This window comes from Sporosarcina sp. YIM B06819, assembly GCF_033485175.1.
Lineage (GTDB): Bacteria > Bacillota > Bacilli > Bacillales_A > Planococcaceae > Sporosarcina.
Window position 1 is genome coordinate 1 of sequence record NZ_JAWLIQ010000024.1, and the last position, 15961, is coordinate 15961.

General features: G+C 43.1%; 20 protein-coding genes. 18 read left to right on the forward strand and 2 right to left on the reverse strand.

The genetic code is table 11. The features are described 5' to 3' along the window. The first annotated feature begins 243 nt into the window (after positions 1-243). The 10 genes from R2B72_RS14815 (at position 244) to rsmI (ending at position 7384) form a co-directional block, all read left to right on the forward strand. Positions 244-1680 carry an aminotransferase class I/II-fold pyridoxal phosphate-dependent enzyme gene (locus R2B72_RS14815; protein WP_318617450.1) on the forward strand — a complete coding sequence of 479 codons (1437 nt, stop codon included), beginning with the start codon at positions 244-246 and terminating at the stop codon, positions 1678-1680. 1 nt (position 1681) lies between these two features. Next, the gene (tmk, locus tag R2B72_RS14820) at positions 1682-2314 is read left to right on the forward strand and encodes a dTMP kinase (RefSeq protein ID WP_318617452.1); all 633 of its coding nucleotides are present in this window, start codon (positions 1682-1684) and stop codon (positions 2312-2314) included. A gap of 51 nt (positions 2315-2365) precedes the next feature. After that, the gene (locus R2B72_RS14825; protein ID WP_203248937.1) at positions 2366-2695 is read left to right on the forward strand and encodes a cyclic-di-AMP receptor; all 330 of its coding nucleotides are present in this window, start codon (positions 2366-2368) and stop codon (positions 2693-2695) included. 19 nt (positions 2696-2714) lie between these two features. Beyond that, on the forward strand, positions 2715-3155 hold the full coding sequence (locus R2B72_RS14830; RefSeq protein WP_318617453.1) for a YaaR family protein: 441 nt from the start codon (positions 2715-2717) through the stop codon (positions 3153-3155). 58 nt (positions 3156-3213) lie between these two features. Further along, positions 3214-4221: a DNA polymerase III subunit delta' gene (gene holB, locus R2B72_RS14835; protein WP_318617455.1), complete on the forward strand. Its 1008-nt coding sequence runs from the start codon at positions 3214-3216 to the stop codon at positions 4219-4221. Further along, a complete protein-coding gene (locus R2B72_RS14840) occupies positions 4214-5041 on the forward strand; it encodes a stage 0 sporulation family protein (RefSeq protein WP_318617456.1) in 828 nt (275 codons plus the stop codon). The genes holB and R2B72_RS14840 overlap by 8 nt, the downstream gene beginning before the upstream one ends. Before the next feature lie 13 nt (positions 5042-5054). Further along, positions 5055-5414, forward strand: coding sequence for a DNA replication initiation control protein YabA (gene yabA / locus R2B72_RS14845; protein WP_318617457.1), 360 nt, complete (start codon positions 5055-5057; stop codon positions 5412-5414). A gap of 93 nt (positions 5415-5507) precedes the next feature. After that, positions 5508-6257: a tRNA1(Val) (adenine(37)-N6)-methyltransferase gene (locus R2B72_RS14850; protein ID WP_318617458.1), complete on the forward strand. Its 750-nt coding sequence runs from the start codon at positions 5508-5510 to the stop codon at positions 6255-6257. Further along, complete coding sequence (locus R2B72_RS14855) at positions 6241-6528, forward strand: GIY-YIG nuclease family protein (protein ID WP_318617459.1); 288 nt, start codon at positions 6241-6243, stop codon at positions 6526-6528. The genes R2B72_RS14850 and R2B72_RS14855 overlap by 17 nt, the downstream gene beginning before the upstream one ends. Continuing rightward, entirely contained in the window at positions 6506-7384 is an 879-nt protein-coding gene (rsmI, locus tag R2B72_RS14860) for a 16S rRNA (cytidine(1402)-2'-O)-methyltransferase (protein ID WP_318617460.1), read from the forward strand. Before R2B72_RS14855 ends, rsmI begins: the two co-directional genes overlap by 23 nt. Before the next feature lie 66 nt (positions 7385-7450). Here rsmI and R2B72_RS14865 read toward each other — a convergent pair whose 3' ends face one another. Next, positions 7451-7729 (reverse strand): AbrB/MazE/SpoVT family DNA-binding domain-containing protein, encoded by a 279-nt coding sequence (locus R2B72_RS14865; protein WP_318617461.1) that lies wholly within the window; start codon positions 7727-7729, stop codon positions 7451-7453. A gap of 271 nt (positions 7730-8000) precedes the next feature. Between R2B72_RS14865 and metG the strand changes: the two genes are divergently transcribed. The 7 genes from metG (at position 8001) to R2B72_RS14900 (ending at position 14679) form a co-directional block, all read left to right on the forward strand. Continuing rightward, positions 8001-9965: a methionine--tRNA ligase gene (metG, locus tag R2B72_RS14870; RefSeq protein WP_318617462.1), complete on the forward strand. Its 1965-nt coding sequence runs from the start codon at positions 8001-8003 to the stop codon at positions 9963-9965. A 78-nt stretch (positions 9966-10043) separates the two neighbouring features. After that, positions 10044-10811 carry a TatD family hydrolase gene (locus R2B72_RS14875; protein WP_318617464.1) on the forward strand — a complete coding sequence of 256 codons (768 nt, stop codon included), beginning with the start codon at positions 10044-10046 and terminating at the stop codon, positions 10809-10811. Between the two features lie 134 nt (positions 10812-10945). Continuing rightward, positions 10946-12178 carry a ubiquitin-like domain-containing protein gene (locus R2B72_RS14880; protein ID WP_318617465.1) on the forward strand — a complete coding sequence of 411 codons (1233 nt, stop codon included), beginning with the start codon at positions 10946-10948 and terminating at the stop codon, positions 12176-12178. A gap of 327 nt (positions 12179-12505) precedes the next feature. Next, complete coding sequence (gene rnmV, locus R2B72_RS14885) at positions 12506-13063, forward strand: ribonuclease M5 (RefSeq protein WP_318617467.1); 558 nt, start codon at positions 12506-12508, stop codon at positions 13061-13063. Further along, positions 13060-13953, forward strand: a complete 894-nt coding sequence (rsmA, locus tag R2B72_RS14890) for a 16S rRNA (adenine(1518)-N(6)/adenine(1519)-N(6))-dimethyltransferase RsmA (RefSeq protein ID WP_318617468.1) — start codon at positions 13060-13062, stop codon at positions 13951-13953. The genes rnmV and rsmA overlap by 4 nt, the downstream gene beginning before the upstream one ends. A 145-nt stretch (positions 13954-14098) precedes the next feature. After that, on the forward strand, positions 14099-14365 hold the full coding sequence (veg, locus tag R2B72_RS14895) for a biofilm formation stimulator Veg (protein WP_318617470.1): 267 nt from the start codon (positions 14099-14101) through the stop codon (positions 14363-14365). A gap of 134 nt (positions 14366-14499) precedes the next feature. Beyond that, positions 14500-14679 (forward strand): small, acid-soluble spore protein, alpha/beta type, encoded by a 180-nt coding sequence (locus R2B72_RS14900; RefSeq protein WP_318617471.1) that lies wholly within the window; start codon positions 14500-14502, stop codon positions 14677-14679. A 99-nt stretch (positions 14680-14778) separates the two neighbouring features. On the opposite strand, the gene R2B72_RS14905 is transcribed toward R2B72_RS14900, so the two are convergent. Next, a complete protein-coding gene (locus R2B72_RS14905; protein ID WP_318617472.1) occupies positions 14779-15033 on the reverse strand; it encodes a hypothetical protein in 255 nt (84 codons plus the stop codon). A gap of 58 nt (positions 15034-15091) precedes the next feature. Here R2B72_RS14905 and ispE point away from each other — a divergent pair, with 58 nt between their 5' ends. Continuing rightward, on the forward strand, positions 15092-15958 hold the full coding sequence (gene ispE, locus R2B72_RS14910) for a 4-(cytidine 5'-diphospho)-2-C-methyl-D-erythritol kinase (protein ID WP_318617473.1): 867 nt from the start codon (positions 15092-15094) through the stop codon (positions 15956-15958). The last annotated feature ends 3 nt before the right edge of the window (positions 15959-15961 follow it).

Below are 15961 nucleotides of genomic sequence, written 5' to 3' on the forward strand. Positions count from 1 at the left end.
TTCAGCGCCGATGGTAGTTGGGGGTTTCCCCCTGCAAGAGTAGGACGTCGCCGGGCACACGGTCATTACCAATAGGTAATGGCTTTTTTTGTGTTTAATAATAATTAGATTTATAGGTAATAAGTTAAGAAGTCGTTTGATTGTATGATAAAAATTCAAAGTAAAAGCTTTTTCGAGTGCACAGACTGAATAAATCGGGAGTATCCTCTATAATAGAAATAAGTAAAGGAAGTGTAATTGGCAATGGAAAGTCTTAAACGTCCGCTTGTGGAGGCGTTACTAAAATTCAATGAAGCAGACCCAATTTCATTTCATGTGCCGGGACATAAAGGGGGGATACTGTCGGGCTTACCGGCAGTATTACGCTCGGCGCTTCGCTATGACTTCACAGAGTTGACAGGGTTAGATGACCTTCACGAGCCCGGGGGGATTATAGAAGAAGCACAAGAAAGGCTTTCTTCATTCTACGGTTCGGATCAGAGCTTTTTTCTTGTGAATGGTTCGACAGTCGGGAATTTAGCAATGATCTATGCGACATGCTGTGCAGGCGATACAATTATTGTTCAGCGCAATGCGCATAAATCGGTGTTTCATGCGATTGAACTGGTAGATGCGAAGCCAGTGCTTGTTTCACCGGCATGGGACGAGGTCACGAAGACAGCCGGAACGATGACTATTACACAAATTAGCGAAGTGCTGGAAGCGTATCCAGATGCAAAGGCAGTTGTGATTACGCATCCAACTTATTATGGTACGACGGGGAATGACTTGGAGGAGACGATAAGGCTGTGCCATACATATGGAGTCCCGGTCTTAGTTGATGAGGCCCACGGTGCACATTTTGTTGTCGGTGATCCGTTTCCCCGCTCGGCATTGGAGATGGGCGCGGATGTTGTTGTCCATTCGGCACATAAAACTTTGCCGGCTATGACAATGGCTTCATTTCTGCATGTAAGATCTAATTTAGTTTCCTCTGAAAGGGTTGCGCATTATTTACAAATGTTACAGTCAAGTAGCCCATCATATGTATTAATGGCTTCACTTGATGATGCACGGGCCTTTGCGGAATCTTATCAAGAAGAAGATAAGATATTATTTATGCAGAGACGCACGGATTTTATGAAACGGTTAGCAACAATTTCAGGGCTACAAACGCTTGAGGTGGATGATCCGTTGAAGCTTCTCATACGAGTGGAGGGTTATTCTGGCTTTGAACTGCAAAGGGAGTTGGAAACGGAGGGTGTTTATGCGGAACTTGCGGATCCGTACCAAGTGCTTTTTGTTTTGCCGTTGTTGAAGAGGGGATTGAACTACGCGTTTGAGGAAATTGGAAGGAAAATTGAGTCTGCAATTATTCGTTTGAATCAAGCAGACCGAACTGCTAATCCAATAGAAGTACCTTTGTTAGGTGAAGGGGTCTCTTATCTCACATACACTGCTAGGCAACTTAGAGACATAGCGACGGAGTGGATTCCATATGAGATTGCAGTTGGGCGTGTGGCTGCTGCTACAATCATTCCTTACCCGCCTGGTATCCCGTTATTAATTGGCGGGGAAGAGGTCGGGGATGGGCATATTCAATCGTTGAAAAAGTTACTTCAGATGGGTGCAAAATTTCAAGGCGCTATTCGAATCAATGAAGGGCAGATAGTTGTCGTAAAGGAAGGGACGGAAGAATAACATGGTACAGAAAGGTGTTTTCATAACATTCGAAGGGCCTGAAGGTGCGGGCAAGACGACGGTTATTGCAAATTTGTATAATCGGTTGAAGGGTGAAGGGCGGAATGTTATGCTCACACGTGAACCGGGTGGTATTCGCATCGCCGAGAAAATTCGTGATGTAATTCTGGACAATAATCATCAAGAAATGGATGCTAAGACGGAAGCGCTTCTTTATGCCGCTGCGAGAAGGCAGCATCTTGCCGAGAAGGTTATGCCTGCACTACGTGATGGTTACATCGTGTTGTGTGATCGCTTTGTCGATAGTTCATTGGCTTACCAAGGGCATGGTAGAGGGCTTGGAATCGATGCGGTATTATCGATTAATGAGTTTGCAATTGGTGATACGATGCCAGATGCGACAATTTTCTTTGATATTGCCCCAGAGATAGGGTTGGCCCGTATTGCGAAGAATAATGAACGTGAACAAAATCGATTAGATAAAGAAAGTCTTGATTTTCATCGTAAGGTTTATGAAGGGTATCTTGAGATTATTCGTCGTTATCCAAATCGAATTATTAAGACGGATGCTTCACTTTCAGAAATAGAAGTAACGGAAAATGTTTGGAAAATTATATGCGCCCAAGTCATGTAATTTGCAAATTCATGATATAATAGTTGGAAAGCGGAAAAAGGGGAGATTACCGTGAAATTGATTGTGGCAGTTGTACAGGATCAGGATAGTAACCGGTTGTCGGCAGCGTTGACTAAAAATGATTTCCGGGCAACAAAGTTAGCCAGTACGGGAGGATTTCTAAGGTCAGGAAACACAACATTTCTTATTGGTACCGATGATAGCCTTATTCCAAAGGCACTTGAACTTATCCGAGAAAATTGCCGTTCACGGGATCAAATGGTAGCACCTGTTTCTCCAATGGGTGGTAATGCTGATTCCTACATTCCTTATCCGGTGGAAGTCGAAGTTGGCGGAGCGACGGTATTTGTTCTTCCAATCGAACATTTTCATCATTTTTGATGTACAGAGGTGAAGCGAAGTGAAAGTCAACGGTGATTACCGGGCCGGCCTTGATAAGATGAGAAATGACCCATTGCAAACACCGCAAGGCGGAGCAAGGTTCGGTCAAATGGTTGTCAAACAAGAGCAGCGCCTTCATGGTGAACAGATTACTAGGCTTCTCGGTGATATTTCATCAGCTGGAGATCGAATTGCACGATCACGTAATCTACGTGATATGGCTAAATATAAAATGCTTGTTCGACGTTTCCTCAAAGAAGCTGTCGAATCAGGAATGGGACTTAAGCAGTCACATACGTGGAATCGGTTTGGTGAGGGGCGTCGCTTGAAACTTGTCGAGACAATAGACGCGCGGCTGGTGGAGTTAGCAGAAGACTTGTTGAATGAAGAAAAAACATCCATCGATCTGCTAGCGAAAATTGGCGAGATTAAAGGTCTCCTCATTAATCTATACATGTAATCCCGTGTTTTCTGTCGTATAAGAAACGCGGGTTTTTTTAAAACGGGAGTGTGGATTCATGTCGGAAGAATTGAATCATCGGCTTTTTGAAGAACAGAAAATCGTGATGGAACGATTAAGTTCTTCTTATAAAAACGGACGAATCGGGCATGCGTATGTATTTGATGGTGAATTAGGGACGGGAAAAGAATTGGCAGCGCTTTTTTTTGCTAAACTTCTTCTGTGTAGCAATCCCGAAGATTATGTTCCATGTGAAACATGTCATTCTTGTCGACGCGTCACATCCAGTAATCACCCTAATGTAACCATTATTCGACCAGATGGACAAGATATAAAGAAAGACCAGATGTCTACCCTCATTTATAATATGACGAAAAAGGGCTACGAGTCTGGTAGAAAGATTTATATTATTTCAAGGGCAGACCGGATGAATGTTGCTGCAGCGAATACGCTTCTTAAATTCCTTGAGGAACCGGAAGGAGATATCACGGCCATTTTGTTAACGGACTCTTATCAATCGATTTTGCCGACGATTCAATCACGCTGTCAGCGAATTTCATTCCTGCCGCCATCTAGGGAAATGATGATAAAAAGGCTCGTTGAAAAAGGGATTACTTCTTCAATGGCAGCGACGGTTACGATGGTGACGGCTAATCCAGATGAAGCATTTCGTCTGGCCGGTGATGAGCAGTTTGCACACATACGAAAGACAGTGTTAAAATTGGTTGAAGCATCAGATCGACATGTCCATGAAGCGTTATTATTCATCCAATCAGAATGGTCTCCTTTATTGAAAGAGAAAGAAGAAGTTGAACGTGGGCTGGACTTATTACTATATGCTTATCGAGATGTAGTAGCATCGAAAGCGGGTTTGCAGTCAACGCCAGCATTTCCAGATCAACAAGAGCTTTTTAGTAGCCTTTCGATAAAGATGACATATAGCCGATTGTCTACCAATATGGAGGCAATTTTGCAGGCGAAAAAGCAACTGCATGGCAATATGAATCGAACGCTTTTAATGGAACAATTGGTGCTCAGCATGCAGGAGGGGTTACTTGTTGTATAAAGTTGTAGGAGTCCGTTTTAAAAAAGCGGGTAAAATATATTATTTTGACCCAGTAGATTTTATACTCAATGAGGGCGAGTATGTCATTGTTGAGACTGTGCGGGGAATTGAATATGGTAAAGTTGCGGGTCAGATAAGAGAAGTGGAAGAAAATGATGTTGTACTGCCCCTAAAGAAAATCATTCGTCCGGCACAGACGGAAGATCTTGAGAAGGTAGAGGAGAATCGTCTGGAAGCTGAACGAGCTTTTACGATGGGTGTAGACAAGATTCAGGAGCATAAATTAGAGATGAAGCTTGTGGATGTTGAATATACATTCGACCGCAACAAAATTGTCTTTTATTTTACAGCAGAAGGTCGTGTCGATTTCCGAAATCTTGTCAAAGACTTAGCGTCTATTTTCCGAACGCGTATCGAACTACGCCAAATTGGTGTGCGTGATGAGGCGAAAATGCTTGGTGGTATCGGACCATGTGGCAGAATGCTTTGCTGTTCGACATTTCTTGGTGATTTCGAGCCGGTATCGATTAAAATGGCGAAAGATCAGAATTTATCGCTCAATCCATCGAAAATTTCAGGCTTATGTGGTCGCCTCATGTGCTGTTTGAAGTATGAAAATGATGAGTATGAAGAAGCCAAAGCACTTATGCCGGATGTTGGAACGCATGTGAAAACACCTGAAGGGCCTGGTAGGGTAGTAGGCCTCAATCTTCTTGAACGCATACTCCAGGTGAGTTTGACAGATCAAGATCATGTGCTAGAGTACACGTTAGAAGAATTAATGGAGCAACAAAATAATATGGCTCAATTGATGAAATGATGAGGTGGGATAGTTGAAAGAAAGGAACTTTCTGGACAGGGTAATGGAATTTGAACAACAACTCGGCTCCATGCATAAGCAATTTCACGAATTGATTGGATTTGTCGCACAAATGACGGAAGAGAACCATTCACTTCAACTCGAAAACCATCATTTGCGAAAGCGGCTTGAAGAAATGGATGGGCAAACGCAAGCTGCAAACCAACGACAACATCGCAAAAAGCCAAATACAGTAGATATCGGAGAAGGTGTCGACAATTTGGCTCGCCTATATAACGAAGGGTTCCACGTCTGCAATGTCCATTATGGAGGAAGCAGAAAAGGAGAAGACTGTCTGTTCTGTCTATCTTTTTTAAATAAACAAAATGTGTAAAGTGAGCCGATCCTATTGCAATGTAGGCATCGGCTTTTTTATCTGAATTCAGTGGAATGAATGATAGGTAGTATTTATGAGGGGTGCAGGAATATGGAAGAAATTTTACGAGATGATGAGCGTCTCGATTTTTTATTGGCGGAAGACTTGCGTATTATTCAGAGTCCATCCGTTTTTTCGTTTTCGCTTGATGCGGTACTACTGGCAAGGTTTGCTTATGTACCCATCCGTTCAGGAAAGATTGTGGACCTATGTGCAGGGAATGGTGCAATTCCATTATTTTTAAGTGCACGGACGAAAGCTGAGATTACAGCCGTTGAATTACAGGAACGACTAGCGAATATGGCTGAAAGAAGTATTCTTTATAACGGATTGGAAAATAGGATTCAAATCGTTAATGACAATGTCATCGGGATTGCATCGAAAATAGGCTATGAGACATATGATACCGTGACATGTAATCCACCTTACTTTCCAGCAGAAGGGGCAAGTGAGAAGAATTTGTTAGAACATGTTGCCATTGCTCGACATGAGATCCATTTGACACTTGAACAAGCGGTTCAATCTGCAAGTGAATTGTTGAAACAAGGCGGAAAAGCGGCGTTCGTTCATCGACCTGGCCGTTTACTAGATATTGTTACAGCTATGCGTGCCAATCGACTGGAGCCGAAGCGAATTCGTTTTGTCTATCCGAAGGAAGGGAAAGAGGCCAATACACTGCTAATCGAGGGAATTAAGGACGGTAAGCCAGATCTGAAAGTATTGCCTCCCCTCTATGTGTATGGTGCAGACGGTGAATATACAGATGAAGTGAGGCTACTCCTTTATGGACAACAAGGCTAATCATCTGTTTTATGTACTGGAATGCAAGGATGGCTCCTATTACGCTGGTTATACGAATGATTTGGAGAAGCGTGTACGTGTCCATAATGAAGGCAAGGGTGCGAAATACACGCGTGCAAAGAGGCCTGTTCGTTGTATTCACCATGAAAGCTTTGAAACGAAACGGGAAGCGATGCAGGCGGAATATCAATTTAAACAATTAAAAAGAGAAGCCAAAGAGCGGTATATTGCAAAGGAGCAGATGGTAGATGAAGTCACAAAAGAGTGCTGAACCGGGCGGCGGCAAATTATTTCTTGTTGGAACACCAATTGGAAATTTAGAGGATATGACATTCCGTGCGATTCGTATCTTAAAAGAGGTTGATACGATTGCAGCAGAAGATACGCGCAATACAATTAGACTGTGTAATCATTTTGAAATTAAGACACCGCTGATGAGCTACCATGAACATAATATAGAAGTAGGCGGAGAAAAGATTTTGGCGATGCTCGCGGAGGGGAAGTCTGTAGCACTTGTCAGTGATGCGGGAATGCCGTGTATCTCGGATCCAGGCGCGGATATTGCAGCTAAAGCAATCGTAGAGGGGTACGATGTCGTCCCTGTCCCTGGAGCAAATGCAGCCATTAGTGCATTAGTTGCTTCAGGATTAATGCCGCAACCATTTTTATTTTTTGGATTCATCTCCCGCCAGAAAAAAGATCGGACAAGCCAATTGGATGCTTTAAAGCGACGTGAAGAGACGATTGTTCTGTATGAGGCACCTCACAGGCTGAAGGAGACCCTGCGGGCGTTAGAAGGTAGCTTTGGTGGAACACGTCGTGTGACCTTAGCAAGGGAGTTGACAAAACGTTTTGAGGAATTTCTTCGTGGCACGCTTGAAGAGGCAGTATTATGGGCAGAATCAAGTGAGATAAGGGGAGAGTTCTGTATTGTTATCGCAGGCAGCGATGGTGTTATTGAAGAGCAACAAGATGTGTGGTGGAGTGATCTAGATATTCGTGATCATGTCATCGAAGTAATGGCGAAAAAAGAGCTACGCTCAAAAGAGGCTATACGCGAAGTGGCGAAAGAGCGTGGAATGAGTAGACGTGATGTTTACAAGGAATATCATGTAGAGGATGAATGATAGTAACCTCTAAAACGTAAATAATATCCAGAACGGTGAATCGCTCTGGATATTATTGTTGCATAATTATTTTTGGAGGCTTTCTTCAATTTCTTGGATCAATTGTTTTGCGCCTGCTGGGCTTAAAATCAATTTTCCGTCAATTAGACGAAGGTTATCGTCAGACACATCGCCCGTAATTGAGCATGTCATATTTGGCATATACTTTTTCAAGATGATTTTGTCTTCATCAACGTAGATTTCCAACGCATCTTTCTGAGCAATACCAAGTGTACGGCGCAATTCGATTGGAATAACAACACGTCCGAGTTCGTCAACTTTTCTTACAATACCAGTAGATTTCATAATAAGAACTCCTTCCAGTTCAGTAGTTTTCGTCAAAATTCGACATAATTCTCTTGTCTGCTTTTTATCATACCAAGACTTCCAATTAACGTCAATATAACTTTCCCAAAACTATGATAAAAATAATAGTTTATTTACAGGGATAACTAAAAACTATATAAAAAACAATTTTAGTAGCGCTTAAAATACATAACGACTAGGAATATCATTGTATCGGCGGGGTGCATTCGATAGAATAGAAGGTATATTTAATTACACTGGAGGAATATTCGTGGCTGATCAGAAAAATACATTTTATATTACAACACCGATTTATTATCCAAGCGGAAAGTTCCATATTGGTACGGCTTATACGACTGTTGCTTCGGATGCAATGGCACGATACAAACGACTACGAGGTTTCGATGTTCGATTTTTAACAGGAATGGATGAGCACGGGAAAAAGATACAAGAAAAAGCGGAGGAAGCGGGACTCCCGCCGCAGGAATATGTCAATGGAATTGCTGATGTTGCGAAAAAGGTATGGGACATCATGGATATTTCTTATGATGACTTCATTCAGACGACGGAAGAACGCCATAAAGCGATTGTTGAAAAGATTTTTAAGACATTTCTCGACAATGGTGATATTTATAAAGGGGAATACGAGGGCTGGTATTGCGTACCTTGTGAAACGTATTACACAGAGGGCCAGCTTGAAGATAATAACTGTCCAGATTGTGGACGTTCTGTTCAAAAAGTGAAGGAAGAATCGTACTTCTTTAATATGAAGAAATACGCGGACAGGCTGTTGAAATATTACGAGGATCATCCGCAGTTTATCGAACCGGAGTCGCGTAAAAATGAGATGATTAATAACTTTATTAAACCGGGTCTAGAAGATTTGTCTGTTTCTCGTATGTCATTTGATTGGGGCATAAAAGTACCTGGTGATGCGAAGCATGTCATTTATGTATGGGTCGATGCATTGACGAACTATATTACAGCACTTGGTTATCAGTCTGGGGACGATTCGTTGTTCAATAAATATTGGCCTGCCGACGTCCATGTTGTTGGGAAAGATATTGTTCGTTTCCATACGATTTATTGGCCGATTTTCTTAATGGCACTGGATTTGCCGTTGCCGAAAAAGATCTTTGCACATGGCTTTATTATGATGAAGGATGGCAAGATGTCGAAGTCAAAAGGCAATGTTGTGTACCCTGAAATGCTTGTTGAGCGATATGGTCTGGATGCGACACGTTATTTCCTTCTTCGAGAATTACCATTTGGACAAGACGGTGTGTTTTCACCAGAATCCTTCATTGAACGAACGAATTACGATCTTGCCAATGATTTAGGAAACTTATTAAACCGAACGATTTCGATGATTAATAAATATTTCGATGGAGATATTCCGGCAGAGGGGCTTGTTTCGACAGAATTCGATACTAGCTTGACGGATTTCATCACAAAAACGGTGGACAAGTACGAAGCTTCGATGGAAAGTATGCAATTTAGTAATGCCTTGGCTGATTTGTGGGCGCTTGTGTCACGGACGAACAAATACATTGACGAGACATCTCCATGGGTATTAGCGAAAGAGGAGGCGGATAAAGGCAAGCTGGCGTCTGTAATGGCGCATTTGGCTTCATCGCTGCGTCATATTGCGGTTCTATTGCAGCCGTTTATGACGGAATCGCCGAAAAAGATTGTGTCACAGCTTGGTTTGGATGAGTCACAACTTGCTTGGGAGACACTTGGTAGCTTCGATGCCATTCCAGCAGGAACGAAAGTGGTAGACAAAGGTGTACCGATTTTCCCACGCTTGGATTCGGATGTTGAAGTCGTTTATATCCGCGATCAAATGGCTATTTCGGCTCCAGCTGAAAATAAGCCGGCGGAAAAGGCTGAAACGGAAGCTACTGAAGTAGATGAAATTACTTTTGAAGACTTCATGAAAGTCGATTTACGTGTAGCAACAGTGACTGCGTGTGAGAAAATCCCGAAAGCCGATAAATTGTTGAAACTGCAACTGGATCTTGGCTACGAGAAACGACAAGTTGTGTCAGGAATTGCAGAACATTACGAGCCACAGGCGTTAATCGGCCAAAAAGTAATTGTTGTTGCCAACTTGAAACCTGTAAAATTACGTGGTGAATTGTCTCAAGGTATGATTTTGGCAGGGAAATCCGAGGGTGTGTTGAAATTAGCGTCAGTGGACCAGGCATTGGAAAATGGAGCGCAGGTGAAGTAATAACAGATAAAAACGGCGTCCCTCATGGAAACGCCGTTTTTCTTTACAAATAAATGCATAGTGAGGCGAAAAAAATTTATGTTTATCGATACACATGTCCATTTAAATGCGGACCAATATGAAGAAGATATAGAGGAAGTTATCGGACGTGCCCTTGAGGCGGGTGTCGAAAAGATGGTAGTTGTTGGATTTGACCGCAAGACGATTGTAAAGGCGATGGAGCTAGCGGAACAACATGCATTTATTTACGCAGTTGTCGGCTGGCATCCTGTCGATGCGATTGATTGTACAGAGGAAGACTTAGCGTGGATTGAATCACTGGCCGCGCATCCCAAAGTTGTCGGCATTGGGGAAACAGGTCTTGATTATTATTGGGATAAATCACCGAAGGACATTCAGCAGGAATTGTTTAGAAAACAGATTCGACTGGCGCAGAAAGTGGGACTACCAATCATTATCCATAATCGGGATGCGACAGCGGATGTTGTTCGTATTTTGAGAGAGGAAGAGGCGGAGAAAACGGGTGGCATTATGCACTGTTTTGGCGGGAGTGTGGAAACTGCACAAGAGTGCATCGCCATGAACTTTATGATCTCACTTGGCGGACCTGTTACGTTTAAAAATGCAAGAATGCCAAAAGAAGTTGCAACGGAGATTTCACTTGATCATTTATTGATTGAAACGGATGCACCTTACTTGGCACCACATCCCTATCGGGGCAAGCGTAATGAGCCGGCCTGGGTGACACTAGTAGCCGAAGAAATTGCACGGTTAAAGGATTTGTCAGTCGAGGAGGTTGCACGAAGAACGACTGACAATGCGTTGAAAATATTTAATGTCGGATGAATAAATTACCAGGGGGCCTTCCATACTTTTCATGTGGAGGGCTTCTTGGTTATTTTCAAAATGTGTTCAGATGGGTTGACACGAGGGAAAGTAACCTCTATAATCAGCCGAGTGATAAAGGAGGAGTTTTTTTCATGTCAAAACGATTCATGGAAAACCTGTTCTTTCAGTCATTGAGGAGTAAACAAATAGCTGTAACCGTCGTATCACTTACACTATTTGTTGCTATTACGGCACTTGTCCTTTACGAAGGGACGCAAAAATCGGTCACGCTACAGGTGAACGGTGAAGAACTTGAAGTCAAGACGCACGCACATACAGTAGGTCATCTTCTTTCTGAACAGGAAATCGAAGTTACCGAGCATGATTTAGTAACACCCTCAGTGAATACATCTATCGAAGACGGTTTATCGATTAGATGGGAACAGTCGAAACAAGTTGCCATACAGGTCAATCGGGAGAGTGCATCCATTTGGACAACGAGTCGTACGGTAGAAGAAGCGTTGGTGGAAGCCGGCATTGAAATTACTGAATATGATGATGTAAGTCCTGGACTTTCGGAGCAACTTGGAAAAGATAACAACATTACCGTCCAAAAAGCGTTTGAAGTAACGCTGAATGACGGAGGAGAAGAGACGAAGGTCTGGTCTACTTCGACTACGGTCGCTGACTTTTTAAAGAGAGAGAACATTCAACTGAATGAAGACGACCGACTAAATAGAAAGGCAGATGGATATCTGAAGCCTGGTTCTTTGGTAGAGGTCGTACGAGTGGAAAAGGTCACCGATGTAGTGGAAGAGCCAGCGAACTTTGCAATTGAAACACGCAATGACCCATCTTTGCTAAAAGGACAACAAAAAATTGTTCAAGAAGGCAAGAAAGGGACGGTTTCACGGAAGTTCGAAATTGTGAAAGAAAACGGTAAAGAAGTTTCTCGTAAGTTGTTAGCAGAAAAAGTCATTGCAAAACCGCAAAAGAAAATCGTCACGGTCGGTTCTAAAGTAATGGTTGCTAGCGCATCAATGAAAAAATCTGGTGTAGGCGTATCCCGTAGTAATTCTGATGCACCTTCGGGCGGCCAGGAGTTTTATGTAACGGCTACGGCATATACGGCGTATTGTAATGGTTGTTCGGGCGTGACAAAGACAGGCATTAATTTGCGTTCAAATCCGGACTTAAAAGTAATTGCGGTAGATCCAAGTATTATTCCACTCGGTTCCAAAGTATGGGTGGAAGGGTATGGCTATGCAATTGCTGGAGATACGGGTGGTGCCATTAAGGGGATGAAGATTGATCTTCATGTTCCGACGAAAAATGCTGCTTATAAATTTGGACGACGCCAAGTGAAAATGAAAGTCATCGACTGACAATAATCCGTAGGACTGCAATTGGTCCTACGGATATTTACGTTATAGCTTGCTTCTGTCGAAGCAAGCTATGCCTCCGGCGGATGCCACAAATTTTGAAGGGAGCGGGAAGGCAACCTAAGTTCGCCGCGTCCTGCGGCAACGGTTGCGTACCCGCATCCTGCGGGCACGCAAGCGCAATTCAAAATTTGGGCGCAATTACGCCGAGGCGTAATTGATCACTGCTTCTGTAACTCGCTTTGATATAATTGATCATTTGCCTTTCTGTACATCCGCTAAGCCACGGAGTAGAATTGAAGAAAGAATGCAATGGGAAAGAGGATTTTTGTGAACATAAAAGAGATTATTGTTGTTGAAGGGAAATCCGATACAGTTGCCGTCAAACGTGCGACAGGTGCCGATACCATCGAAACAAATGGTTCTGCTATTGACGACAAGACGCTTGTACGTATTCAACATGCGCTAGAAACGCGCGGTGTGATTGTTTTTACCGACCCTGACTTTCCGGGTAGGCGAATTCGTGCAATCATTGAAGAGCGTGTCCCAGGCGTCAAGCATGCTTTTCTAAAAAAGGAATTGACGATTGCCAAAAATGGTCAAGGACTTGGCATTGAGCATGCAGATGACGAAGATATACGGCGAGCTATTAGCTCCGTTTATACGGTAGACGATCAGCCGGTTGTCGACATTCCACTTGCCGATTTGATGGCGGCTAGGCTCATTGGCCACCCTGATGCGAAGAGACGACGTGAACGGTTGAGTGAGCTTCTACAAATTGGACAGGTAAACGGTAAAGGCTTGAAGAAACGGCTTGAAATGTTCCGTATTGGACATGAACAATTAGCAGAAGTATTGAAAGTGCTCGATAAGGAGGAAATTAAATGAAGAAAGATATCGCAACCCCAGTTAGGACAAAAGAAATTCTTGATAAATACGGTTTTTCATTTAAAAAAAGTTTAGGTCAAAACTTCTTAATCGATCCGAATATTTTACGAAATATCGTGTCCCATGCGGAGTTGACAGAGAAAACAGGTGTCATTGAAATTGGGCCAGGCATTGGTGCATTGACGGAGCATATTGCGAGAAGTGCAGGCAAAGTCGTAGCTTTTGAAATTGATGGTCGTCTGTTACCGGTGCTGGAGGATACATTGTCACCTTACGATAACGTTACAATTGTTCATCAGGATATATTGGAAGCAGATCTTGCACAAGTCGTTACAGAACACTTTGCGGATTATGATGACGTTGTTGTTGTGGCAAATTTACCTTATTACGTGACGACGCCAATCATTATGAAATTCCTGCTTGGTAAAGTTCCAATCTCGGGAATGGTTATCATGATGCAGAAGGAAGTAGCAGACCGTATTACAGCCCTTCCTGGGACTAAAGCATACGGCTCGCTGTCTATCGCTATCCAGTACTATATGGATGCAGAAGTGGCAATGATTGTACCGAAGACAGTATTTATGCCACAGCCGAATGTTGAATCTGCTGTACTCCATCTTTCACGGAAAGAAACGGCACCTGCAGATGTAAAGGACGAAGATTTCCTATTTGAGGTATCCAGAGGGTCATTTGTTCAACGCAGGAAAACAATCTTAAACAACTTGCAGTCGTCGTTACCAGAAGGTAAAGCGAAAAAAGACCAAATTTTAAGTGCTTTCGAGAAAATAGGTATGGATCCTGGCAGACGCGGGGAAACGTTGACGATTGAAGAATTTGCAAATCTGTCCAACGCTTTATATGAAGACTTTTTTGTTGCGCGGAAAAAGTAGCGGTATTGGTACACTTTTCATAGAAAAGTGCTATTTTCAATAATAAAAGTATTGACAAAGTCGTTGCAGAATTGTTAAAATGAAACTTTTAATTGACAGAACCTTTTAAAAGTGTTATGCTTATACTTAGTGAGGTGTAAGCGACGTGACAAAAACATTAGCGGACATTAAGAAGTCATTGGATTCTCATCTGGGGAAACGTTTGCACTTAAAAGCAAACGGCGGTCGGAAGAAGACAATTGAACGAGCTGGAGTATTACGTGAAACATATCGCGCGGTATTCGTAGTTGAACTTGACCAGGACGAAAATGCATTTGAAAGAGTATCTTACAGCTACGCAGATATTTTAACCGAAGCGGTTGAAATAACAATTCTTGACGGCGTAGATTCTACAGAGTTTAGCGTCAAATAATTACAGCATTTATGATTGAATTCATTTTTAAAAAAGCATCTCTGACGTCATTCTAAAATAGAATAGATGTCAGGGGTGTTTTTTCTTCTAGGTAGCACATACTAGGTGCGTCAGCTACAAGGGAGGAAAACCGAATGGCGAAAAAACGTGGTATTATGTCTGAGCGCTTGAAGGAAGAAATTGCGAAAGAGCTTGGGTTTTACGATGTTGTGGAGCGAGAAGGTTGGGGCGGCATTAAGGCACGGGACGCTGGGAATATGGTGAAACGAGCAATTGAGAAGGCCGAACAAGGAGTAGCACAAAAAAACAAGTAGCTATCAATTGCGCCTTGGCGTAATTGCGTCCGGATTTTTTTCGAGCTCGGGGCCTACAGGAAGTAGGTCATGCAGTCGTTGCGACAGGATGTCGCGCACTTAGACTGCCTTCTTAAGCTCCCCTAAAAATCCGTGACATCCGCCGGAGGCTTTATCTGGATTCAGCGGGCGGTTTTCTGCTGAATTCAGATAAATGACCCTAAATTCCATTAAAGGCTGACAAAAGAAGAGTTGCATGTAGCGTCTATACGGCGTCTCATGCAGCTCTTTTTTTATCCAATTCGATGCGCTCATGCTTTTTTTGTCTAGACTCCGGGCATCTGAGCAGGCACCCTGCGCTTTTGTTCTAACCAAAACAAATCACCCTATGGTAAAATAGGGAACAATGACAAGCTGGAATGGAGGGAGCCGGATGCTGTATGAGAAGGCGCCAGCAAAAATCAATTTAACACTCGATGTGTTACATAAGCGACCGGATGGTTTTCATGAAGTTGAAATGATTATGACGACCGTTGACTTAGCGGATCGAATATGGATTCGTCCGATGGATAATGGACGAATTACCATCAAAACATCTGAACGATTTGTGCCAAATGACAGAAAAAATTTGGCCTATCAAGCAGCTGAACTGCTACAACGACAGTATGGTATTAAAGAAGGCGTAGAGATTACACTTGAAAAAAGTATTCCTGTGGCTGCAGGATTAGCGGGAGGCAGTTCAGATGCAGCAGCTACGTTGCGCGGCTTGAATAGGCTGTGGAACTTAGGGATAGAAGCGGACGAGCTTGCTACATTAGGATCACGCATTGGTTCGGATGTGTCATTTTGCGTCCATGGTGGAACAGCGCTTGCCACGGGACGTGGGGAGATGATTCAACATTTACCTGCACCGCCCAATTGCTGGGTGATTCTTGCAAAACCCGCTATTTCAGTTTCAACAGGCGATATTTATGGCAACCTTAACCTTAAGTCGGTGGATCATCCACAGACGTCGAGTATGATTGAAGCGCTTGTAGCGGGTGACTACGACAAGATGTGCAAATCAGTAGGCAATGTCCTTGAAGCGGTTACGATGGATTTACATCCGCAAGTGGTCATGCTAAAGGAGCAGATGAAGCGATTTGGCGCAGATGCAGTTCTGATGAGCGGCAGTGGGCCGACTGTTTTTGGCCTTGTTAAGCATGAATCTCGGGTACCGCGTATTTATAATGGACTGAAAGGATTCTGTCCAGAGGTCTATGCAGTTAGAATGATTGGAGAGCGTCACTTTCTTGATTAAACA